The 20,641-nt window shown below is 69.9% G+C and carries 20 protein-coding genes and 1 pseudogene; 14 read left to right on the top strand and 7 right to left on the bottom strand.

Going from position 1 to position 20,641, the window contains the following annotated elements; genetic code table 11:
- The first annotated feature begins 42 nt into the window (after nt 1-42).
- Nucleotides 43-765 (top strand): TetR/AcrR family transcriptional regulator, encoded by a 723-nt coding sequence (locus AAN986_RS25815; protein WP_016446678.1) that lies wholly within the window; start codon nt 43-45, stop codon nt 763-765.
- A gap of 71 nt (nt 766-836) precedes the next feature.
- Nucleotides 837-2,075, top strand: a complete 1,239-nt coding sequence (locus AAN986_RS25820) for a branched-chain amino acid ABC transporter substrate-binding protein (protein WP_349335528.1) — start codon at nt 837-839, stop codon at nt 2,073-2,075.
- Between the two features lie 38 nt (nt 2,076-2,113).
- Here AAN986_RS25820 and AAN986_RS25825 read toward each other — a convergent pair whose 3' ends face one another.
- Entirely contained in the window at nt 2,114-2,839 is a 726-nt protein-coding gene (locus AAN986_RS25825; protein WP_047217926.1) for a YggS family pyridoxal phosphate-dependent enzyme, read from the bottom strand.
- A gap of 37 nt (nt 2,840-2,876) precedes the next feature.
- Between AAN986_RS25825 and AAN986_RS25830 the strand changes: the two genes are divergently transcribed.
- The 4 genes from AAN986_RS25830 (at nt 2,877) to AAN986_RS25845 (ending at nt 6,862) form a co-directional block, all read left to right on the top strand.
- Nucleotides 2,877-3,920, top strand: a complete 1,044-nt coding sequence (locus AAN986_RS25830) for a type IV pilus twitching motility protein PilT (RefSeq protein ID WP_016450723.1) — start codon at nt 2,877-2,879, stop codon at nt 3,918-3,920.
- A gap of 31 nt (nt 3,921-3,951) precedes the next feature.
- Nucleotides 3,952-4,584, top strand: coding sequence for a cyclic nucleotide-binding domain-containing protein (locus AAN986_RS25835; RefSeq protein ID WP_016450724.1), 633 nt, complete (start codon nt 3,952-3,954; stop codon nt 4,582-4,584).
- Between the two features lie 129 nt (nt 4,585-4,713).
- Nucleotides 4,714-5,850, top strand: a complete 1,137-nt coding sequence (locus AAN986_RS25840) for a PilT/PilU family type 4a pilus ATPase (RefSeq protein ID WP_016450725.1) — start codon at nt 4,714-4,716, stop codon at nt 5,848-5,850.
- Between the two features lie 100 nt (nt 5,851-5,950).
- On the top strand, nt 5,951-6,862 hold the full coding sequence (locus AAN986_RS25845) for an NAD(P)-dependent oxidoreductase (RefSeq protein WP_047217925.1): 912 nt from the start codon (nt 5,951-5,953) through the stop codon (nt 6,860-6,862).
- Nucleotides 6,863-7,061: 199 nt separating this feature from the next.
- Here AAN986_RS25845 and AAN986_RS25850 read toward each other — a convergent pair whose 3' ends face one another.
- From AAN986_RS25850 to AAN986_RS25860, 3 genes are all read right to left on the bottom strand, one after another.
- Nucleotides 7,062-7,793: a BON domain-containing protein gene (locus AAN986_RS25850; RefSeq protein ID WP_047217924.1), complete on the bottom strand. Its 732-nt coding sequence runs from the start codon at nt 7,791-7,793 to the stop codon at nt 7,062-7,064.
- Entirely contained in the window at nt 7,790-8,398 is a 609-nt protein-coding gene (locus tag AAN986_RS25855; RefSeq protein WP_016451992.1) for an SIS domain-containing protein, read from the bottom strand. Before AAN986_RS25855 ends, AAN986_RS25850 begins: the two co-directional genes overlap by 4 nt.
- Nucleotides 8,399-8,471: 73 nt before the next feature.
- Nucleotides 8,472-8,888: a YraN family protein gene (locus AAN986_RS25860; protein ID WP_017406037.1), complete on the bottom strand. Its 417-nt coding sequence runs from the start codon at nt 8,886-8,888 to the stop codon at nt 8,472-8,474.
- Between AAN986_RS25860 and rsmI the strand changes: the two genes are divergently transcribed.
- The gene (gene rsmI, locus AAN986_RS25865; RefSeq protein ID WP_012202992.1) at nt 8,888-9,829 is read left to right on the top strand and encodes a 16S rRNA (cytidine(1402)-2'-O)-methyltransferase; all 942 of its coding nucleotides are present in this window, start codon (nt 8,888-8,890) and stop codon (nt 9,827-9,829) included. The two genes, AAN986_RS25860 and rsmI, sit on opposite strands and share 1 nt — an antisense overlap.
- Nucleotides 9,830-9,955: 126 nt before the next feature.
- Here the strand turns inward: rsmI and AAN986_RS25870 are convergent, their stop codons facing one another.
- The 3 genes from AAN986_RS25870 to AAN986_RS25880 form a co-directional block, all read right to left on the bottom strand.
- The gene (locus tag AAN986_RS25870) at nt 9,956-11,212 is read right to left on the bottom strand and encodes an Hsp70 family protein (protein ID WP_016450731.1); all 1,257 of its coding nucleotides are present in this window, start codon (nt 11,210-11,212) and stop codon (nt 9,956-9,958) included.
- A gap of 116 nt (nt 11,213-11,328) precedes the next feature.
- Nucleotides 11,329-12,168, bottom strand: coding sequence for a VOC family protein (locus tag AAN986_RS25875; protein WP_047217923.1), 840 nt, complete (start codon nt 12,166-12,168; stop codon nt 11,329-11,331).
- Nucleotides 12,169-12,191: 23 nt separating this feature from the next.
- A complete protein-coding gene (locus AAN986_RS25880; protein WP_034400151.1) occupies nt 12,192-12,743 on the bottom strand; it encodes an OsmC family protein in 552 nt (183 codons plus the stop codon).
- Nucleotides 12,744-12,994: 251 nt separating this feature from the next.
- Here AAN986_RS25880 and AAN986_RS25885 point away from each other — a divergent pair, with 251 nt between their 5' ends.
- The 7 genes and pseudogenes from AAN986_RS25885 to AAN986_RS25915 all read left to right on the top strand — a co-directional run bounded on the left by AAN986_RS25885 (nt 12,995) and on the right by AAN986_RS25915 (nt 20,638).
- Nucleotides 12,995-14,668, top strand: a complete 1,674-nt coding sequence (locus AAN986_RS25885) for a TIGR04028 family ABC transporter substrate-binding protein (RefSeq protein WP_047217922.1) — start codon at nt 12,995-12,997, stop codon at nt 14,666-14,668.
- 28 nt (nt 14,669-14,696) lie between these two features.
- Nucleotides 14,697-15,644, top strand: coding sequence for an ABC transporter permease (locus AAN986_RS25890; RefSeq protein WP_047217921.1), 948 nt, complete (start codon nt 14,697-14,699; stop codon nt 15,642-15,644).
- Nucleotides 15,641-16,597 carry an ABC transporter permease gene (locus tag AAN986_RS25895; RefSeq protein ID WP_047217920.1) on the top strand — a complete coding sequence of 319 codons (957 nt, stop codon included), beginning with the start codon at nt 15,641-15,643 and terminating at the stop codon, nt 16,595-16,597. Before AAN986_RS25890 ends, AAN986_RS25895 begins: the two co-directional genes overlap by 4 nt.
- Nucleotides 16,594-18,285 carry an ABC transporter ATP-binding protein gene (locus AAN986_RS25900; protein ID WP_047217919.1) on the top strand — a complete coding sequence of 564 codons (1,692 nt, stop codon included), beginning with the start codon at nt 16,594-16,596 and terminating at the stop codon, nt 18,283-18,285. The genes AAN986_RS25895 and AAN986_RS25900 overlap by 4 nt, the downstream gene beginning before the upstream one ends.
- A complete protein-coding gene (locus AAN986_RS25905; protein WP_047217918.1) occupies nt 18,266-19,378 on the top strand; it encodes a putative FMN-dependent luciferase-like monooxygenase in 1,113 nt (370 codons plus the stop codon). The genes AAN986_RS25900 and AAN986_RS25905 overlap by 20 nt, the downstream gene beginning before the upstream one ends.
- On the top strand, nt 19,375-20,070 hold the full coding sequence (locus AAN986_RS25910; protein ID WP_016452001.1) for a CMD domain protein: 696 nt from the start codon (nt 19,375-19,377) through the stop codon (nt 20,068-20,070). Before AAN986_RS25905 ends, AAN986_RS25910 begins: the two co-directional genes overlap by 4 nt.
- Nucleotides 20,067-20,638, top strand: a pseudogene (locus AAN986_RS25915) (alkylhydroperoxidase domain protein). The gene AAN986_RS25910 and the pseudogene AAN986_RS25915 overlap by 4 nt, the downstream one beginning before the upstream one ends.
- The last annotated feature ends 3 nt before the right edge of the window (nt 20,639-20,641 follow it).

The raw sequence follows: 20,641 nt of genomic DNA on the forward strand, positions 1-20,641 counted from the left end.
GTATAACCATCGCAGCCACCGACGCGACACGAGATTTCCCGCATGCCCAAGCCCCCTGTCACCCCGCGCGGCCGCCAGCGCCTTCCCACGGCCGGCTCCGATGAAAAGCGCGAACGCATCCTCAAGGCGGCCGAGGCCCTGTTCGACCGCAACGGCTACGCCAACACCACGATGGAGCAGATCGTCCAGGCCCTGGGCGTGACCAAGCCCTTCGTCTACTACTACTTCCGCAACAAGCAGGAGATCTTCGAGACCCTGTGCTGGGCACCCACCGAGGCCTGCTTCACTGTGCTGGACTTCGCGGCCGACGATCCGCGCGCCGCGCACGAGAAGGCCGTGGACGGCCTGCAGCGCCTGATCGCGGCCACCATTGCCCACTATCCGGCGGCCTTCTTTCCCTACCGCGAGCCCCAGGCCTTCAGTCCGGCGTACATGAAGGCCTCGCGCACGCTGGCGCGCCAGTTCTACCGCCAGTTCTGCGCGCTGCTCGAAGAAGGCCGCGCCAGCGGCCACCTGGACTTTCGCGAGACACGCATCACCGCCCAGGCCGCCTGCAGCCTGCCGGGCTTTCTCTACAACTGGTACCGCCCCGGCGGCCGCCTGGGCACGGCCGAGATGGTGGCCGAGCTGACCGAGCTGGCCAGCCGCGTGCTCGGCCTGCGCACGGCGCCAGCCACCGCGCCCGAAGCCATTGCCGCATCCCCCGCGAAAAAGACGCCTGCACGGCGCAGCCGGCCCCGGGCCGAGCCGCCCGGCAAGGACTGACGACCATTCCTTCGAGGAGACAAGACATGCCGATCCGCCGCCATTGCATCCGACGATATTGCCAGCCATCCATGGCACTCGCCGCCGCCCTGCTGTGCAGCACGGCCGCCCACGCCCAGGGAACCGACAGCTTCAAGATCGCCTTCATCGATCCGCTGTCCGGCCCCTTCGTCAGCACGGGCGAGCTGATGCGCGACCACGTGCAGTACGCGGTCGAGGACGTGAACGCCAAGGGCGGTCTGTTCAACGGGGCGAAGCTGCAGCTGCTGCAGTTCGACAGCAAGCTCTCGGCCCAGGAAAGCCAGGCCGCGCTGCAGGCAGCCCTAGACCAGGGAGCGCGCGTGGTGGTGACCGGGGGATCGGGCTCGTCGGTGGTGGCAGCCCTGGTGCAGGCGGCATCGCGCCACAACCAGCGCAATCCGGGCAAGGAGGTGCTGGTGCTCAACCACTCCTCCATCGACCCCGAGCTGACGGGCAAGGCCTGCAGCTTCTGGCACTTCATGTTCGATGCCAACACCGCCATGCGCATGCAGGCGATTGCCAGCTACATCAAGACCCAGCCCGGCATCCGCAAGGTCTACCTGCTCAACCAGGACTACGCCCACGGCAAGCAGTGGGCGGCCTACGGGCGCCAGATGGTGAGCGCGGCCCGGCCCGACATCCAGTTCACGGGCGAGATGCTCCACCCCATAGGCCGGGTCAAGGACTTCGCGCCCTATGTGGCCAAGATCAAGGAAACGGGTGCGGACTCGGTGATCACGGGCAACTGGGGCCAGGACCTGACCCTGCTGCTCAAGTCCGCCGCCGACTCGGGCTATGACCTGCGCTACTTCAACCACAGCGCGGGCGGCATGCCGGGCACGGTGACATCCTTCGCCCAGACCCGCATCGGCCAGCTGACCTGGGTGGCCGAATGGCACCCGGGCCAGGCCGGCCGCCCGCTGGCCGACGCCCGCGCCCAGGAATACAAGGCCCGCATGGGCAAGGACTTCCTGGCCCCGCGCATGGACCTGGTGCCGCGCATGCTGGCCGCCGCCATGGCCAAGGCACAGTCCACCGAACCTGTGAAGATCGCGCTGGCCCTGGAGGGCCTGCAGATGGACACCGTGGTCGGCCCCGTGCGCATGCGCGGCAAGGACCACCAGCTGCTGCTGCCCCAGGTGGTCAACACCATCGCGCCCGTGGATGGCAAGCTGGTCAAGACCGGCTGGGAAGGCACGAACTACGGCTTTCGCACCGACGCCGTCTACACGCCCGAGCAGGTGGAGCTGCCCACGGACTGCCAGATGAAGCGGCCAGGCGGGCGCTGAGGCGGCCTGCCCCGCCAGCCAAGCCAGCTACGCCCCGCTCAATGCGGGGCGTAGTTTCGTTGGCCGAAGATGCCGCTGCCCACGCGCACCATGGTCGATCCGGCGGCCACGGCCGCTTCCAGATCGCCCGTCATCCCCATGGATACCGTGTCGAAGCGCTCCAGCCCCGGCAGGCCGCTGGCGCGGATCTTCGCGAACACGGCCGTGGCGCGGGCATGCACCTCGCGCTGGGCCTCGAAGCCCGGCACATCGTCGGGAATGCTCATCACGCCGCGCAGCACCAGGCGCGGCAGCTGCACGATGGCGGCGGCCAGCTCCAGCGCCTGCTGGGGCGCCACGCCGGCCTTGGTCTCGCCGCCATCCACGTTCAGCTGGATGCAGACCTGCAGCGGCGCCAGGCCTTCGGGGCGCTGGGCCGACAGGCGTTCGGCGATCTTCAGGCGGTCCACGGTCTGGGCCCAGTCGAAATGCTCGGCCACCAGGCGCGTCTTGTTGCTCTGGATGGGGCCTATGCAATGCCATTGCAGGGCCTCGCCGCCCGGCAGGCCCATGGCGCGCACGGCGGCGATCTTGTCCACGCCTTCCTGGATGTAGTTCTCGCCGAAGCTGCGCTCGCCGGCCAGCACGGCCTGGCGCACGGCGTCGGCGCCGAAGGTCTTGGAGACGGACAGCAACTGCACCGAGCCGGCCGCCCGGCCCGCCTGCGCGCAGGCCGAGGCAATCCGTTCGTGAATCTGTTGAAGCTTGTTTTCAATCGTCGTCATAATTGCCGCCAGCGTACCAAACGAGGGAGCGAACTCCGTGGACATCACCCAATTGCTGGCTTTCAGCGTCAAGAACAAGGCCTCCGACCTGCACCTGTCCGCGGGGCTTCCGCCGATGATCCGCGTGCACGGCGATGTGCGCCGCATCAATGTCGATCCGCTGGACCACAAGACTGTCCACGCCATGGTCTACGACATCATGAGCGACTCCCAGCGCAAGGCCTACGAGGAGTTCCTGGAGGTGGACTTCTCGTTCGAGATCGAGGGCCTGGCGCGCTTTCGTGTCAACGCCTTCAACCAGTACCGGGGCGCGGCCGCCGTCTTCCGTACCATTCCCAGCAAGATCCTGACGCTGGAGCAGCTCAACGCGCCGCGCATCTTCGCCGACCTGGCCCTGAAGCCGCGCGGCCTGGTGCTGGTGACCGGCCCCACGGGCTCGGGCAAGTCCACCACGCTGGCCGGCATGGTCAACCACCTCAACGAGACCGAGTACGGCCACATCCTGACGGTGGAGGACCCCATCGAATTCGTGCACGACTCCAAGAAGTGCCTGATCAACCAGCGCGAGGTCGGGCCGATGACGCAGTCGTTCTCGGCCGCCCTGCGCTCGGCGCTGCGCGAGGACCCGGACGCCATCCTGGTGGGCGAAATGCGTGACCTCGAAACCATCCGCCTGGCCATGACCGCGGCCGAGACGGGCCACCTGGTCTTCGGCACCCTGCACACCTCCAGCGCCGCCAAGACCATCGACCGCATCATCGACGTCTTCCCGGCCGAGGAAAAGGAGATGGTGCGCGCCATGCTTTCCGAATCGCTGCAGGCCGTGATCTCGCAGACGCTGTGCAAGACCAAGGACGGCCAGGGCCGCATCGCCGCCCACGAAATCATGCTGGGCACCAGCGCCATCCGCAACCTGATCCGCGAGGCCAAGGTGGCCCAGATGTACTCCACCATCCAGACGAGTCAGAATGTGGGCATGCAGACGCTGGACCAGAACCTGACCGATCTGGTGCGGCGCAACCTGATCAGCCCGGCCGAAGCGCGCGCCAAGGCCAAGATACCGGACAACTTCCCGGGCTGACCGCCACCGGCCCAGCCTCTCGCCACGCGCCATGAAAAGCATTTTCCGCAAGCTGCGAAGCGGCCAGGACCCTTCGGCCCCGGCCTCCGAGTCGGCCTTCTTCACGACCACGCTGGCGGCGCATGGCTTCATGGACCCGCACACGCCTCCCGTTCCCTGGGAGGCGCGCGCCATCGAGGTGGGCGCCACGCGGCTGCCGCGCGGCAGCGTCACCCAGCTGGAGCAGCTGTGGTCGCGCGACCGCTACCTGGGCCAGCTTGACGCCGCCAGCCTGCACCGGCTGAGCGAATACTTCATCTACGCGGCCGTGGCGCCGCAGCGCGACGTGATCCGCCAGGAGGAGAACGGCAGCTTCATGGCGGTGGTGCTGTCCGGCCAGATCGCCGTGGAGCGCCAGCAGCCCTGGGGCGAGCGCATGCGCCTGGCGCAGACACGGCCCGGCGACATCCTCGGCGAGATGTCGCTGCTCGACGGCGGGCCGCGCTTTTCCAGCTGCACCACGCTGACCGACTGCGAGATCGGCGTGCTCAGCGCAGAGGCGCTGGACGAAATGATGGTCAAGGATGCCGCGCTGGCCGCCAAGCTGATGGCGCTGCTGGCGCGCAAGCTCTCGTTCCGGCTGCGTGCCATCAGCGTGCGCCTGGGCGAGGAGCAGCACACTTAGATGGCGAATGAGTCGGCGAATGAGTCGAATATGAGGACGCCTGGCCCATCCGGGCCGGACCGGACCACCTGCACATAACAAAACAACCTGCGCGCCACGACGGTGCGCAATGCCCGGGGGAATACGGCAATGGAAAGAGATCAGGCCACCAAGTTCATCAACGACCTGCTCAAGCTCATGGTCAGCCGCAACGGCAGCGACTTGTTCATCACGGCGGAATTCCCGCCTGCGATCAAGATCGACGGGCGCATCACCAAGGTGTCGCCGCAGCCGCTGTCGCCGGTGCACACGCTGACGCTGGCGCGCTCCGTCATGAGCGACAAGCAGATCGCCGATTTCGAGCGCACCAAGGAGTGCAACTTCGCCATCTCGCCGCCGGGCATCGGGCGCTTTCGCGTCAACGCCTTCATCCAGCAGGGCCGCGTGGGCATGGTGATGCGGACGATTCCGCTGGCCCTGCCCACCATCGACAGCCTGGGCGTGCCCCAGGTGCTCAAGGAAGTGACCATGACCAAGCGCGGCCTGTGCATCCTGGTCGGCGCCACGGGCTCGGGCAAGTCCACCACGCTGGCCGCCATGGTGGACTGGCGCAACGAGAATTCCTACGGCCACATCGTGACCATCGAGGACCCCATCGAATTCGTGCACCCGCACAAGAACTGCGTGGTCACGCAGCGCGAGGTGGGCCTGGACACGGACAGCTGGGAAGCAGCGCTCAAGAACTCCCTGCGCCAGGCACCGGACGTGATCCTCATGGGCGAAATCCGGGACCGCGAGACCATGGAGCACGCCATCGCCTTCTCGGAAACCGGCCACCTGTGCCTGGCCACGCTGCACGCCAACAGCGCCAACCAGGCGCTGGACCGCATCGTCAACTTCTTCCCCGAAGAGCGCCGCCCGCAACTGCTGATGGACCTGTCGCTGAACCTGCGCGCCATGGTCTCCCAGCGCCTGCTGCCCAAGCAGGACAGCAAGGGGCGCGTGGCCGCCATCGAGGTGATGCTCAACTCGCCGCTGATCTCCGACCTGATCTTCAAGGGCGAAGTCACCGAGATCAAGGAGATCATGAAGAAAAGCCGCAACCTGGGCATGCAGACCTTCGACCAGGCGCTGTTCGACCTGTTCGAGTCCAACCTCATCACCTACGAGGATGCCCTGCGCAATGCGGACTCGGTCAACGACCTGCGGCTGCAGATCAAGCTGGGCAGCCAGCGCGCCAAGTCGCTGGACCTGGCGGCGGGCACCGAGCATTTCGCCATCGTCTGAACGCGCCTTCAGCGCGCCGAGCCGGGACACCGGCTCCTTCCAGGGCCGCACACCGCGCGCCCCTGCGCCACCCGCTCCCACCACCTCTCAGGAATCCCCCATGTCCGACTCCTCCATCGCCGCCCGCAGCTATGCGGCCATCGCTCCCCTCTCCGTAGCCTTCCTGGGACTGGGCGTCATGGGCTATCCCATGGCCGGCCACCTGGCCACGGCAGGCCACCGCGTCACGGTCTACAACCGCACGCAGGCCAAGGCCCGCGCCTGGTGCGAGGAGTTCAACGGCGGCCATGCGGCCACGCCGCGCGAGGCCGTGGCCGACGCCGACATCGTGTTCAGCTGCGTGGGCAATGACGATGACCTGCGCTCGGTCGTGCTGGGGCCGGACGGCGCCTTCGCGGGCATGCGCCGCGGCGCCATCTTTGCCGACCACACGACGGCATCGGCCGAAGTGGCGCGCGAGCTGCATGCGGCCGGGCTGGAGCTGGGCCTGCAGTTCATCGACGCGCCCGTCTCGGGCGGCCAGGCGGGCGCCCAGAACGGCCAGCTCACCGTGATGTGCGGCGGTGACGAGGCCTCCTTCGCCACCATGCAGCCCGTGGCCATGGCCTTCTCGCGCGCCTGCACGCTGATGGGCGACAGCGGCGCCGGCCAGCTCACCAAGATGGTCAACCAGATCTGCATCGCCGGCCTGGTCCAGGGCCTGTCCGAGGCCATCGCCTTCGGCCAGCACGCGGGCCTGGACATTCCCGCCGTGCTCGACGTCATCGGCAAGGGCGCAGCCCAGAGCTGGCAGATGGACAATCGCGGCCGCACCATGGCCGAGGGCAAGTTCGACTTCGGCTTTGCCGTGGACTGGATGCGCAAGGACCTGGGCCTGGTGCTGGCCGAGGCCCAGCGCAACGGCGCCCGCCTGCCCGTCACGGCCCTGGTGGACCAGTTCTATGCCGATGTGCAGCAGATGGGGGGCAGGCGCTGGGATACCTCCAGCCTCATCAAGAGGCTCACCCCCTGAGCGGCTTACGCCGCTTCCCCCTCTCTACTTGCTTCGCAAGGGAGGGGGACGACACCATCGCTGCGGGGCGGCCCTTGCTTGGTGTCCCTGGCTTTAGGCCCTGCCAGATTCAAGTGCTATGCCCTGAGGAACGAGATCTTCCTATGTCCAAAACAAAAAGCCGGAACATGTTCCGGCTTTTGCTTTCAGGCGGCGGTGATCACTTCACCGGGGTGGCGGTGGCGCCTGCGGGGGTGGACAGGCTGCTTTCCGTGGGGCTGGAGGGGGCGCTGGCTGCGGCGGCCTTGCCGGAGTCGTCGGTGACCACGGGGGCGGACTGCGGCTGCATGCGGGCCAGTTCGTCCTCGGAGATGACTTCCACCACGCGCACGACCTTGGTCACGTCGTTGATGCCGCGGGCGATCTCGGCGCCGCGCTTGGCTTCGCGCGGGGTGACGATGCCCATCAGGAAGACGACCTTGTTCTCGGTCACGACCTTGAAGGCCGAGGCCTGGATGTCCTTGGCGTCCAGCAGGCTGGCCTTGACCTGGGTGGTGATCAGGGTGTCCTTGGAGCGCTGGCTCAGCGTGGAGGTGAAGGGCGCCACCACCACTTCGTTGAAGACATTGCGCACCGTGGGCTGCTCGCGCACGAGCTTCTCGATGGTCTGGCGGTCGGCCTCGTTGCCGGCCTCGCCGGTCAGCAGCACCTGGCGGTTGTAGCTGGTGACGTTGACATGGGCCTTGTCGCCCAGCACTTCGGAGATGCGGTTGTTGGCGCGCAGCTCGATGCCCTGGTCTTCCACCTGGGTGCCGGTGGTGCGGCGGTCCGCCACCGACATGCCGGCCATCACGGCGCTGCCGCCCACCAGGGCGACGCAGCCCGACAGGGCGGCGCCCAGGGACGCAACGGCGAGCACACCACAGACGGCGCGGGACCAACGGAACTTCATAGAGGCATCTCCTGTTCACCAAGTAACTGAGCATCCACGCCGTCGCACAGGCAGTGCAGCACCAGCGTATGGGTTTCGCGCACGCGCGCCGCACGGTCGTGCGGCACGCAGATCAGAACATCGGTCTCGCGCACGCGGCCAGCCAGGGAGCCGCCCGTGCGGCCGGTCAGCACCACGGCCATCATGTCGCGCTCATGGGCGGCATCCAGGGCCTCCAGCACGGCCACGTCGTTGCCCGTGGCGGACAGCACCAGCAGCAGGTCGCCGGGCTGGCCCAGGGCGCGTATCTGGCGCGCCAGGTACTGGGTGGCGTTGCCGCCCGAGCCCGTGGCGCCCACGGTGCCCAGCAGGCCGCCGTCGGACACCAGGGCCACGGCGGCCAGCTCGGGCCGGTCACGCTCGAAACCGGCCACGCACAGGGCGGCGAAGAGCTGGGCGTCGCTGGCCGAGGCGCCAGCGCCGCAGGCCAGGACCTTGCCGCCGCTGGTCACGCAGGCCAGCATGGCCTGTACCGCTGACGCAATGGGCTGGCTCAGCGCCTGGGCGGCCTGGTATTTCAGGTCGGCGCTGTCGATGAAATGCTGTTGGATACGTTGCTCAAGCATGGAGGCCCGATGATAACTGCCGCCCCTGAAGTCTTTCGTAGCCAGGCGTTATTTGTGCTGCAGCGGTAACGGATCAGGCGCCTTCGGCATCAAAGGCGGCCTGCAGCCACTGCACGGCAGGCCCGGCGCCAGGCTCGACCAGCACCACGTCGAAGCGGCACGGCGGCGGCGCGGTCCATCGCATCAGGTAGTGGCGCGCGGCAAACACGATGCGCCGCTGCTTGGTGGCGCCTATGCTGGCGCCGGCACCGCCGAAGGCGCGCGTGCCACGGCTGCGCACCTCGACGAAGACCACGGTGCCGTCGCGCGCCTGCACTATGAGGTCGATCTCGCCGCCGCCGCGCCCCGGCGTCCGATAATTGCGCTCGACCAGACGCAGGCCGGCCGCCTGCAGATGGGCCAGCGCCGCATCCTCGGCCTGCTGGCCCCGGTGCCGGGTCGTGAGGGCAGACGGCCCCGCGCCTGCCGGCTTTTTCGCAAGGAAACCCATTGACTACCTCTTTCGCCACCGCGCTGGGCGCAGCCAAGGATGCTGCGGCATCCCAGCATTATCCGCAGGGCGCCCTCTACGTGGTGGCCACTCCCATAGGCAACCTGGCCGACATCAGCCTGCGCGCCCTGCATGTGCTGCAGCTGGTGGACTGCGTGGCCTGCGAGGACACGCGCCACACCCAGGGCCTGCTGCGCTCCTATGGACTGGACCGCCCCGGCAGCCAGCTGCTGGCCGTGCACCAGCACAACGAGGCCGAGGCGGCCCAGCAGATCGTGGCCCGGCTGCAGCAGGGCCAGCGCATCGCCTATGTCAGCGATGCGGGCACGCCCGGCGTCAGCGACCCCGGCGCACGCCTGTGCGCCGCCGTGCAGGCCGCGGGCCTGCGCTGCATTCCGCTGCCCGGCGCCAGCAGCATCACGGCGGCCATCAGCGTGGCCGGCGCGGTCACGCCTTCGCAGGGCGAGGGAGGTTTCGTCTTCGCGGGCTTTCTGCCCACCAAGTCGGCCGAGCGCCTGGCCGCCGTGCAGCAACTGGCGCTGCAGCCGCGCTGCACCGTGCTGCTGGAGGCGCCGCACCGCATTGCCGACCTGGCCGCAGCCCTGGCCACGCTGGGCGAGCGCCCGGTGACGCTGGCGCGCGAGATCACCAAGCAGTTCGAGGACATTGCCACCATGCCCGCCAGCGCGCTGCCGGCCTGGCTGCAGGCCGTGCCCCAGCGCAGCAAGGGCGAGTTCGCCGTGGTGCTGCACCCGGTGGCCCTGGGTGGCGATGAGGCCGACGCCGACGCCCTGCGCGTGCTGCGCCTGCTGCTGGCCGAGCTGCCCACCAAGACGGCCGTGCGCCTGGCCGCCGAGATCACGGGCGCACCGCGCAACCGCCTCTATGACGCCGCGCTGGCGATCAAGCAGGCCGCCGAGGAGGACCCGATAGAGGATTAAGCCCAAGGCGGCAGCACCACAATGGCCTTCACCCTCAGGGACACCGAGCAAGGGCCACCCCGCCGCGAGGGTGTCGTCCCCCCCCGCGTAGCGAGAGGGGGAAGCGGCGCAGCCGCTCAGGGGGACTTATGCGTACGCCAGGCCGGTGGCCACGCCACCGAACAGGTCGCCCTCGACCTGCGGCACGCCGGGGAAGGCCTCGCGCAGCGCATCGCGCAGCGTGCGCAGGGCCGATGAGCCGCCCGTGAGGTAGATGGCGTCCAGCGCCTGGGGCGCCACGCCGGCCAGGCGCAGGCAATCCTGGGCACAGGCCACGACCTGCTGCAGCGGGCCTTGCAGCTGCTCGTGCAGCACCTCGGGCGAGATGGCGGCGGACAGGCCCGATTCCAGCCAGCCCAGCTCGATGGGCGACTCGGCATGGCGCGTGGAAGCCTCGATCTTGGCCTGCTCCACCACGGCGGCCAGGCGGTGGCCTTCGCGCAGTTCCAGCACGTCCATCAGGCGCTTGTGCAGGCGCTGGTCGCTGTAGTCGGTGCGCAGGTTGCGCGCCTCGGCCAGGGCCTTGGGCGAGTACAGCCACTGGATCAGGTGCCAGGTCGAGAGGTCGAAGAACACGCGGCTGGGCACTTCGCGGCCGCTGGGGCCGGTGTGGCGGTAGCCCAGCAGCGGCATGATCTGGGCCAGGTTGAGCCGGTGGTCGAAGTCCGTGCCGCCGATGTGCACGCCGCTGGTGGCCAGGATGTCGTCGCGGCGGTCGCGGCGGCCGGCCTGCTCGGGCCCCAGGCGCACGACGGTGAAGTCGGAGGTACCGCCGCCGATGTCCACCACCAGCACCACGGATTCCTGCGTGAGGCGCTGCTCGTAGTCCAGCGCGGCGGCGATGGGCTCCATCTGGAAATCCACTTCGCCCAGGCCGGCGGCGCGCGCGGCGTCGGCCAGGGCCTGCTGGGCCTGGCGGTCGCGCTCGGGATGGTCATCCACGAAGTGCACGGGCCGGCCCAGCACCACGCGCTCGGGCAGGCGCCCGTCCAGCGAGGCACGCGCCCGGTCGGCCACGCGGCGAAGGAACAGTCCGATCACATCCTGGTAGCTGACCAGCTGGTCGTGCACGGCCGTCTTTTCCTGCAGCAGCGCGCTGCCCAGCAGGCTCTTGAGCGAGCGCATGAGCCGGCCCGGCTCGCCATCCAGGTACTGGGCCATGGCGTCGCGCCCGAAATGCGTGCTGTGCTCATCCGTATGGAAGAACAGCGCCGTGGGCATGCCGCAGGCATCGCCTTCCAGCGGCAGCAGGCGTGCGGGCTGGCCGGGCGCGCGCCAGGCCATGGCGGAGTTGGAGGTACCGAAATCTATGCCCAGCGTGGCAGGAGAGGAAGCAGTCGTCATGGCAAGCGGCGCCGCGCCACGGCAGCCTGCGAAGGCTGCAGCGGCTGCAACGAAAACGCCCACCGGAGTGGGCATGGGTGTCAGCGGGGCGCCATTCTATCGCCCGCGCATTGCGCCTAGGCGGCAGCGGTTTCCCGGGGCAGGGAATCCTGGGCGAGCACGATGCGCACGCCATGCGTGGCGGCCTCGTCCAGTGCCCGTGCAGGCGCGGGCCGCCGCACGTCCAGCCCGATCGCATAAGGGCCTTCGCCGCGCGTGGCCAGCCGGTGGCCCAGGGCGCCCGTGGCCACGCCCTGGGCTGGGGCAGACAGCACCAGCTCGGTGGCGCCCGGCCCCGTGCCCCCCAGCTTCAGCGAGGCGCGGTAGGCGCCGCCATCGGCCGACAGGCGGGCCTCGCCGATGTCGGCGCCCTCGCCCAGCAGCGCGCGCCAGCGCGCCAGGCTGGCCCGCAGGTCATGCACGGCCACGTGCAGCCGGGCCACGCCGGTGGCGCCGTTGGCATGCACGCGCGCATCGCCCTCAGGCACGCGCAGGGTGCGCGGCGTGAGGTCGCCGCAGAGAAAGGGCAGGTCCTGGCTGCGGGCGCGTGCGTTGCGCCAGCGCAGCTGCGCGCCGTCGGGGCGCAGGCGGCCGCCTTCGTAGGGTGCCTCGTAGTCCAGCCCGCGCGCCTGGGCGGCGGAAACCACGGCGCCGGTCTCGGTGGGCAGCAGCGCGAAATCGACAATGCCCTCGCCATGGCGCTGCAGCTGCTGCCACCAGCGTTCCTCGGGCGCGGGCGCGCGCCAGGCGATGAGTTCGAAGTAGGCGCCGTCGGCAAACACCACCAGGGCGTTGTGCGTGGAGCGGCCCGGATGCTCGCCGCCGCGCAGCACGTTGAAGCCCAGCGCGGTGTAGTCGGCAATGGTGCGTTCCAGGTCCTGGACCGCGATGACGATGTGGTCGAGTGGCAAGGTCATGGCAGGGGTGCTTCGCACGGTGTTCAGGCCGCCAGGCGCGCGGCGGCGCTGGAGTCGGTGTGGCGCACTTCGGCGCGGATGTTCTGCGGATTGCGCAGCAGGTTGAGGATGGGGCAGGTGCGCTCCACGGCCTCGAACAGCGCATCGATCTCGGCGCGGCTGGCCGGCGAGTCGATGTGCACGGTGTAGCCGATCTCGTGCGGCCAGATGGGCGTGGCCTCGTGGCCGGGCCTGCCGCCGCGCGGGTCGATGATGCCCGTGACCTCGACCTCCAGGCTCTCCACCGGCACCTGTCGCTCGGCCGCCTGGATCAGAAAGATGTGGGTGACGCAGGTGCCCAGCACGCCCAGCTGCAGCTCGGGCGAGCTGGGGCCGAGGTTGTAGCCCGCGAAGTCGGGTGGGCTGTCGCTGATGACCTGGTGCTCGCGTATGCGCAGGCGGCGCACGCCGCTGCGGCCCTCGGCACGCACATGGGCCTTGAGGTGGGCGGGCTGGGCCGTGCCGGCCGCGACGGCGGCGCTGCGGGCGAGCACGGCGGCGCGCTTTTCGGCGAGGTATTCGTTGAGATGGCTCATGGACGGGCTTTCGGTGAAGGAAGTACCAGCCCATTGTTGGGACCGCCGCATGCGCGGCAAACAAACGAATCCGTCTGCGCTTATGCACTGGACAGATATGCGGGGCGCCCATCCCTTAGTCGTTTTCCAAATAACGATGCAACTCGATATATGAGCGCAAATATTTGCCATCGATAGCATGAAAAACATGGAGCCGGTCCTGTGGCCGGCAGTCTTGTTTTTCAGCGCCCCAGCGGCGGCGAGGTACGAACGTGTTTTCCCAATCGAAGGCGGGTCAGGCGGCATGGAAGGCCGCGATAGCGGTATTGGCGGGCAGCAGCCTGCTGCTGGCGGCGTGCTCCAGGCAGGCCGATACGGCCCAGGCAGGCGCGGCTGCTGGCCCCGTGGAAGGTGGCACCCTGGTCTACCTGGAGCAGCAGGCCCATACCAACCTCTATCCGCCGGCCGGGGGCTTCTATCCCAACGGCGGCGTGCTCAACCAGATCACCGACAAGCTGACCTACCAGGACCCGAAGACGCTGGAGATCCAGCCCTGGATCGCCGAATCCTGGACCGTGAATGCCGACGCCACCGAGTACCGCTTCAAGCTGCGGCCCGGCGTCACCTTCTCCGACGGCACGCCGCTGGACGCAGCGGCCGTGGCGCGCAACTTCGACACCTACGGCCTGGGCAACAAGGCGCTCAAGCAGCCCGTGTCCGAGGTGATCAACAACTACGAGCGCAGCGAAGTGGTCGACCCACTGACGGTGAAGTTCTTCTTCAGGAAGCCTTCGCCGGGCTTCCTGCAGGGCACCTCGGTGATCGGCTCGGGCCTGGTCTCGCCGGCCACGCTGGACCGCCCCTTCGAGGAGCTGGGCGACGCCACGCGCATCATCGGCTCCGGCCCCTTCGTGGTGGCCAGCGAGACGCTGGGCAAGGAGCTGGTGCTCAAGGTGCGCAAGGACTACGCCTGGGGTCCCGCCAAGCTGGCCCACCAGGGCCGCGCGCGGCTGGACGAGGTGAAGTTCATCGTCACGCCCGAGGACAGCGTGCGCATCGGCGCGCTGCTGGCCGGCCAGGCCGGGCTGATCCGCCAGATCCAGGCCTACGACGAAAAGCGCGTCGAGGACCAGAAGTTCAGCATCTACGCCCCGCCTACGCGCGGCGTGAACAACAGCGTGGCCATCCGCCCCGACAACGCCCTGGTGGCCGATCTGAAGGTACGCCAGGCCCTGCTGCACGGCACCAATGCCAAGGAGATCGTGGAGACGCTGTTCTCGCCGCGCTATCCGCAGGCGCGCTCGGTGATTGCCTCCACTGCGGCCGGCTTCGTGGACCTGTCGGCCAAGCTGGCCTATGACGAGGCCAAGGCGAAACAGCTGCTGGACGAGGCCGGCTGGACGCTGGGCGCCAACGGCCTGCGCCAGAAGGACGGCCGCGATTTCGTGCTGTCCACCTACGAGTCCCTGCCCCAGCCGCAGAACAAGGAGACGCTGCAGCTCGTGGCCCAGCAGTGGGCGCGCATCGGCGTCAAGCTCAACGTGCTGTCGGGCGACGCGGGCAGCCGCGCCGTGGACACGCTGGACCCCGACAAGACCGGCGTGCTGCCCGGCATGGTGGGCCGCGCCGATCCCGACGTGATCAAGAGCAACTACTACCCGACCAACCGCAACGTGCTGCTGCAAAAGGGCGGCGTGAGCCAGAAGGTCAAGTCCTTCGAGGACACCAGGCTCAACGGCCTGTTCGACGCCATCGCGGCCGAGACCGATGCCGCCAGGCGCCTGGCGCTGGCCGGCGAGGTGCAGAACTACCTGATCGACCAGGCCTATGTGATCCCCATCTTCGAGGAACCCCAGGCCTTTGCGGGCGCAGGCTGGGTGCGCGACGTGGGCTTCGAGGCCGTGGGCCGGCCCAGCTTCTACAGCACCTGGCTGGCCAGGCGCTGACCGGATCGCTCCCTGAGGAACCGCTCCCATGCCGCGCCGCTATCTGCTCAGCCGCATCGCCCAGGCCGCCCTGGTGCTGTGGGCGGCCTTCACGGTCTCGTTCATCCTGCTGCAGCTGCTGCCGGGCGACGCCGTGCTGATCAAGTTCCTGAACCCCGAGCTGGGCCTGGGCCCGCAGGAGATCGCCGACATCCGCGCCGCCTACGGCTCGGACCAGCCCGTGTGGCAGCAGTACCTGCACACGCTGGGCCAGTTCCTCACGGGCCATTTCGGCTATTCGCTGCAGGCCGGCGTGCCGGTGAGCCAGGGCCTGGCCACCAGCCTGCCGCCCACGCTCAAGCTCGCGGCCCTGGGCTTTGCCGCAGCCGTGCTGCTGGCCGTTGCGCTGGCGGCGGCTGCCAGCCTGGCGCCCCTGTCCTGGCTGCGCAACGCGCTGTATGCACTGCCCTCGGTCTTTGTCTCGGTGCCCGTGTTCTGGCTGGGGATCATGCTGATCCAGGTGGTGTCGTTCCGCCTGGGCTGGATCGCCGTGATCAATCCCGGCCCCTGGGAAGGACTGGTGCTGCCCACGCTGACCCTGGCCGTGCCGATCTCGGCGCCGCTGGCCCAGGTGCTGCTGCGCAATATCGACGCCGTGCTGGCCCAGACCTTCGTGGCCGTGGCGCGGGCCAAGGGCGCCTCGCGCCGCTGGGTGCTGCTGCGCCATGTGGCACGCAATGCCCTGCTGCCCACGCTGACCATTGCCGGCGTGCTGTTCGGCGAGCTGCTGGCCGGCGCCGTGGTGACGGAGGCCGTGTTCGGCCTCAACGGCCTGGGCACGCTGACCCAGCAGGCCGTGGGCAACCAGGACACGGCCGTGCTCCAGGCCGTGGTGGTCGTCTCGGCCGCCGCCTTCGTCCTCATCAACCTCGCCGTGGATCTGCTGTACCCGCTGCTTGATCCGCGCCTGCGCCATTCCGTGGAGAACCGGCCATGAACACTGCCGTCCCCAGCGCTCTTTCCCCGGCCCTGGATGCCCAGGCCGCGCCCCCCACTCCTACTCCCATTCCCACGGCGCTGCCAGCGTCGTCCCTGGCCCCTGCGCCAGCCGCCCCGCACCGCAGCTTCGCCTTGCCGGCCCGCCTGCAATCCCTGAAGCGCCTGCCACCCACGCTGGCCCTGGCCTGGCTGGTGATTGCCGTGGCCGCGCTGTGGGCGCTGGCGCCCGGCTGGTTTGCCCACCAGAACCCGGTCGCGGGCCAGGCCGGCCAGCAGTTGCTGGCGCCCAGCGCCGCGCACTGGCTGGGCACGGACGCGCTGGGGCGCGACCTGTGGGCGCGCGTGGTGCATGGCGCCGTGCATTCGCTGTCGGGCGCCTTCGTGGCCGTGGGCGTGGGACTGGCCGTGGGCACGCTGATCGGCCTGCTGGCCGGGGCCACGGGCGGGCGCACGGAAGATGCGCTGATGCGCCTGGTCGATGTGCTGCTGGCCGTGCCTTCGCTGCTGCTGTCGCTGACCATCATCATCGTGCTGGGCTTTGGCACCATCAACGCGGCCATTGCCGTGGGCGTGGTCTCGGTGGCCAGCTTCGCGCGCCTGGTGCGCTCGGAGGTGGTGCGCGTGCGCCGCTCCGACTATGTGGAGGCCGCCTTTGGCAGCGGCGGGCGCTTTGCCGCCGTGCTGTGGCGCCATGTGCTGCCCAACTCGCTGACGTCGGTCATCGCCATGGCGGCGCTGCAGTTCGGCTCGGCGATCCTTGCGATTTCCACGCTGGGTTTTCTGGGCTACGGCGCGCCGCCGCCCACGCCCGAATGGGGGCTGCTGATCGCCGAAGGCCGCAACTACATCGCCACCGCCTGGTGGCTGACCACGGCGCCGGGCCTGATCGTGGTGGCCGTGGTGCTGGCGGCCAACCGCATCGCCACGGCCTTCGCACGGAGGCCTGCATGAGCGCCGCCATCGAGGAACGCATCCACGCCGCACCAGCGGTGGCAACCACCGCCCCCGTGCTCGAAGTGCAGGACCTGGCCGTGGCCTACCGCGATGCCGCAGGCCAGGCACAGCGCGTGGTGCACGGCGTGTCGTTTTCCGTGGCGCCGGGCGAGGTGGTGGCCCTGGTCGGCCAATCGGGCTCGGGCAAGACCACCACGGCCCAGGCCGTGATCGGCCTTTTGGCCGACAACGGCCGGCGCGAGCACGGCAGCATCCGCCTGCAGGGCACCGAGGTCTCGGGCTGGCCGGCCGCACGCTGGAACGCCATCCGCGGCCGCGTGGTCAGCCTGGTGCCGCAGGACCCCACCATGTCGCTGAACCCCGTGCGCACGGTGGGAGACCAGGTGGGCGAGATCCTGCGCATCCACGGACTGCGCGACCGCACGGCCGTGCAGGCGCGCGTGCTGGAGCTGCTGGCCCGCGTGGGCCTGTCCCAGCCCGCGCTGCGCGCACGCCAGTATCCGCACGAGCTGTCGGGCGGCATGCGCCAGCGCGTGCTGATCGCCATTGCGATTGCGCTGCGGCCCGCCCTCATCATTGCCGACGAGCCCACCAGCGCGCTGGACGTGACCGTGCAGCGGCGCATCCTGGACCTGATCGACGCGCTGCGCCGCGAGACCGGCACGGCCGTGCTGCTGGTCACGCATGACCTGGGCGTGGCTGCCGACCGTTCGCACCGCCTGGTCGTCATGCAGGGCGGCCGCATCCAGGAGCAGGGCCCCACGCTGGAGCTGCTGCGCAATCCGCAAAGCGCCTATACGCGGCGGCTGCTGGCCGATGCGCCTTCGCTGGCGCCCGCGCCGCGCCGCACGCCCAGGCCTGCCACGGCCGATGACTGGGCCATCGAGGTCGAGGACCTGGTGCACGAATTCGCGGCGCCCGGCCATGCCTCGGCCCACGGGCGCGGCATCTTCCGTGCCGTGGACGGCGTGTCGCTGCGCGTGCGCCGGGGCAGCACGCATGCCATCGTGGGCGAGTCGGGCTCGGGCAAGACCACCACCATCCGCGCCATCGTGGGCCTGGGCCGGCCCACGGCGGGCCGCATCCGCATCGAAGGCACCGAGGTCACGGGCCTGCGCGGCGAGGCCCTGCGCCAGCTGCGCCGCCGCGTGCAGCTGGTCTACCAGAATCCGTTCAGTTCGCTGGACCCGCGCCAGAGCGTGTTCGACATCATCGAGGAGCCCCTGCTGAACTTCGACCCGCTGCCGGCCGATGAGCGCCGCCGGCGCGTGCACGACATGCTGGAGCGCGTGGGCCTGCCGGCCGCCGTGCTGCAGCGGCGCCCGCATGCGCTGTCGGGCGGCCAGCGCCAGCGCGTGGCGATTGCGCGCGCCCTGGTGCTGCAGCCGCAGGTGCTGGTGCTGGACGAGGCCGTATCGGCCCTGGACGTGACGGTGCAGGCGCAGATCCTGGCCCTGCTCGCCCAGCTGCAGCAGGACCTGGGGCTGACCTATCTCTTCATCTCGCACGACCTTGCCGTGGTGCGCCAGATCGCCGACACGGTATCGGTGCTGCGCGCGGGCTGGGTGGTGGACGCGGGCAGCGTGGAGGAGGTGTTCCAGCGCCCCACCAGCGACTACACACGCGAACTCATGGACGCCATTCCCGGCAAAAGGAGCATTGATTTTGTCCCTCACCCCGCCTGATACCAACCGTGGCCACGGCTCCCGCACCGGCCCGCGCCTGGGCTTCTTCAGCCGCCTGCTCGACGATGTGCCGGCCGGCGAGCGCTACCGCCTGGTGGCCGAGCAGATCGCCCATGCCGAGGCCCAGGGCTTCGACTCGGCCTGGGTAGCCCAGCACCATTTCCATGAAAGCGAGGGCGGCCTGCCCTCGCCCTTCGTCTTTCTCGCCCATGTGGCGGCGCGCACGCGGCGCATCCGCATCGGAACGGGCGTGATCACGCTGCCGCTGGAAAACGCGCTGCGCGTGGCCGAGGATGCGGCCGTGCTGGACCTGCTGACCGGCGGCCGCCTGGAAGTGGGCCTGGGCACGGGCGGCACGGCCGAATCCTTCGAGGCCTTTGGCGTGCAGGGCGCCGAGCGCGGCGCCGTCTTCGCACGCAACTTCGGCGTGCTGCAGGACGCCTGGGCCGGGCGCGCGCTGGCCGGTGGCGTGCACCTGTACCCGGCCGCGCCGCAGCTGCTGGAGCGCGTCTGGCAGGCCACGTTCTCGGCCGAGGGCGGCGCGCGGGCCGGGGCCAACGGCGACGGCCTGATGCTGTCGCGCACCCAGCCACGGCCCGAAGGCGCGCCGCAGGCCACGCTGTCCGAGATCCAGAACCCCATCATCGACGCCTACCTCGCCCGCCTGCCCGCAGGGCGGGCGCCGCGCATCCTGGGCTCGCGCACGCTGTTCGTTGCCGACCGCCGAGACGAGGCGCTGCGCTGGGCCGAGGCCGGCCTGCGCCGCGTGGCCCGGCGCCATGCCGCCCAGCCCTCGCAGTGGGCGGCCCGCGTCGATCCACAGGCGCCGCTGGCCGATCTCATCGCCGCCTACGACGTGCATGTGGGCACGCCCGACGAGGTCATCGCCTCGCTGCGCGCCGACACGGCGCTGGCGCGCGTGAGCGACATCGTCTTCCAGGTGCATTCCATCGACCCGCCGCACGACGCCATCCTGCGCTCCATCGAGCTGACGGCCGCCCATGTGGCACCAGCCCTGGGCTGGCGCCGTGCAGATCTGCAGGCACCCTCTTCCCTCCCCGCAGCCCGGGCCGGACTGCTGCAAGCCGCATGACCATGAACACCACCGTACAGCCCCGTTTTCCGGACGACGTCATCGACCACCTCGCCGGCATCACCCCCGGCAGCGCCCTGGACCGCGTGCGCCGCCACCGCACCGAGGCGCGCACGCAGGCCCAGCAGAGTTTTGCCGCCCTGTTCACGCCCGCCGAGCCCGTGCCCGGCACGGTCTCGCTGCGCGAGCGGCTGGCCCTGGCCGCCTTCACGGCCGGGCTGCATGGCGAGCCGCGCAGCGCCGCCTTCTATGCGAAGGCACTGGCGGCCGAAGATGCGGAACTGGCTGCCGCCGTGGCATCCGAAGTCGTGCGGGGCCGTGCACAAAGCCTTCAGCCCGGCAGCGGCCCGCACGGGCCGTACGGCCGCTACCCGGCAGGCCCGCTGAGCCGCGAAGACCAGAGCGGCCCCGCCTATGCCGTGGACCCGGCCCATGCCGCGCTGCTGGGCGCGCGCCTGGCCGCGGCGCTGGCCCATGCGCACCTGCTGGCCTACCACCCGCGCGACGCCAGCGCCGGGGCCCTGCAGGCGCTGCAACAGGCGGGCTGGAGCGAGACGGACATCGTCATCGTGTCCCAGCTGGCGTCCTTCCTGTCCTTCCAGATCCGCGTGGTGGCGGGGCTGCGCGTGCTGGCTGCACGCCCCGCGCCCCCGGCCGCCCATCAACCCACCACCCTGCAAGCCCAGCCATGACCTCAACGAACTCCGCCGCTCCCCAGGTCTTCACCCAGGAACAGCTCGACTGGCTGCCATGGATTGAGCCGCTGGACGAAAGCGAGCTGACCGAACGCCACCATGCAGGCCTGGTCGATGCCTCACGCGCGCAGTCGCCCTACTTCCGCCTGCTGGCGCGCGACCCCGACACGCTGGGCGCACGCACGCGCACCGACAAGGACATCTTCTACAACCCCGACGCCGGCCTGCCGCGTGCCGAGCGGGAGCTGGCGGCCGCTGCCACCTCGCGCGCCAATGGCTGCATCTACTGCGCCTCGGTCCATGCGCGCTTTGCCACGCACTTCTCGCGCCGGGGCGGCGACGTGCAGCGCCTGCTCGACGAAGGCCCGGGCACGGACCTGGGACCGCGCTGGAACGCCATCGTCACGGCGGCCGTGGCGCTGACCCAGACGCCGCCCACATCGATGCGCTGCGCGCCGCCGGCCTGGACGATGCCGCCATCTCCGATGTGCTGCACGGCACGGCCTTCTTCAACTGGGCCAACCGGCTCATGCTGTCGCTGGGCGAGCCACGGACCACCGCATGAGGG

The organism is Delftia sp. DS1230, from assembly GCF_040112715.1.
In the GTDB taxonomy this organism is placed as follows: Bacteria; Pseudomonadota; Gammaproteobacteria; order Burkholderiales; family Burkholderiaceae_C; genus Comamonas; species Comamonas tsuruhatensis.

Bases quoted from the DNA above. Each gene is read 5' to 3' on its own strand.
- AAN986_RS25815 (WP_016446678.1), top strand. From the start codon at position 43: ATGCCCAAGCCCCCTGTCACCCCGCGCGGCCGCCAGCGCCTTCCCACG.
- AAN986_RS25820 (WP_349335528.1), top strand. From the start codon at position 837: ATGGCACTCGCCGCCGCCCTGCTGTGCAGCACGGCCGCCCACGCCCAG.
- AAN986_RS25825 (WP_047217926.1), bottom strand. From the start codon at position 2,839: ATGACGACGATTGAAAACAAGCTTCAACAGATTCACGAACGGATTGCC.
- AAN986_RS25835 (WP_016450724.1), top strand. From the start codon at position 3,952: ATGAAAAGCATTTTCCGCAAGCTGCGAAGCGGCCAGGACCCTTCGGCC.
- AAN986_RS25840 (WP_016450725.1), top strand. From the start codon at position 4,714: ATGGAAAGAGATCAGGCCACCAAGTTCATCAACGACCTGCTCAAGCTC.
- AAN986_RS25845 (WP_047217925.1), top strand. From the start codon at position 5,951: ATGTCCGACTCCTCCATCGCCGCCCGCAGCTATGCGGCCATCGCTCCC.
- AAN986_RS25850 (WP_047217924.1), bottom strand. From the start codon at position 7,793: ATGAAGTTCCGTTGGTCCCGCGCCGTCTGTGGTGTGCTCGCCGTTGCG.
- AAN986_RS25855 (WP_016451992.1), bottom strand. From the start codon at position 8,398: ATGCTTGAGCAACGTATCCAACAGCATTTCATCGACAGCGCCGACCTG.
- AAN986_RS25860 (WP_017406037.1), bottom strand. From the start codon at position 8,888: ATGGGTTTCCTTGCGAAAAAGCCGGCAGGCGCGGGGCCGTCTGCCCTC.
- AAN986_RS25870 (WP_016450731.1), bottom strand. From the start codon at position 11,212: ATGACGACTGCTTCCTCTCCTGCCACGCTGGGCATAGATTTCGGTACC.
- AAN986_RS25875 (WP_047217923.1), bottom strand. From the start codon at position 12,168: ATGACCTTGCCACTCGACCACATCGTCATCGCGGTCCAGGACCTGGAA.
- AAN986_RS25880 (WP_034400151.1), bottom strand. From the start codon at position 12,743: ATGAGCCATCTCAACGAATACCTCGCCGAAAAGCGCGCCGCCGTGCTC.
- AAN986_RS25890 (WP_047217921.1), top strand. From the start codon at position 14,697: ATGCCGCGCCGCTATCTGCTCAGCCGCATCGCCCAGGCCGCCCTGGTG.
- AAN986_RS25895 (WP_047217920.1), top strand. From the start codon at position 15,641: ATGAACACTGCCGTCCCCAGCGCTCTTTCCCCGGCCCTGGATGCCCAG.
- AAN986_RS25900 (WP_047217919.1), top strand. From the start codon at position 16,594: ATGAGCGCCGCCATCGAGGAACGCATCCACGCCGCACCAGCGGTGGCA.
- AAN986_RS25910 (WP_016452001.1), top strand. From the start codon at position 19,375: ATGACCATGAACACCACCGTACAGCCCCGTTTTCCGGACGACGTCATC.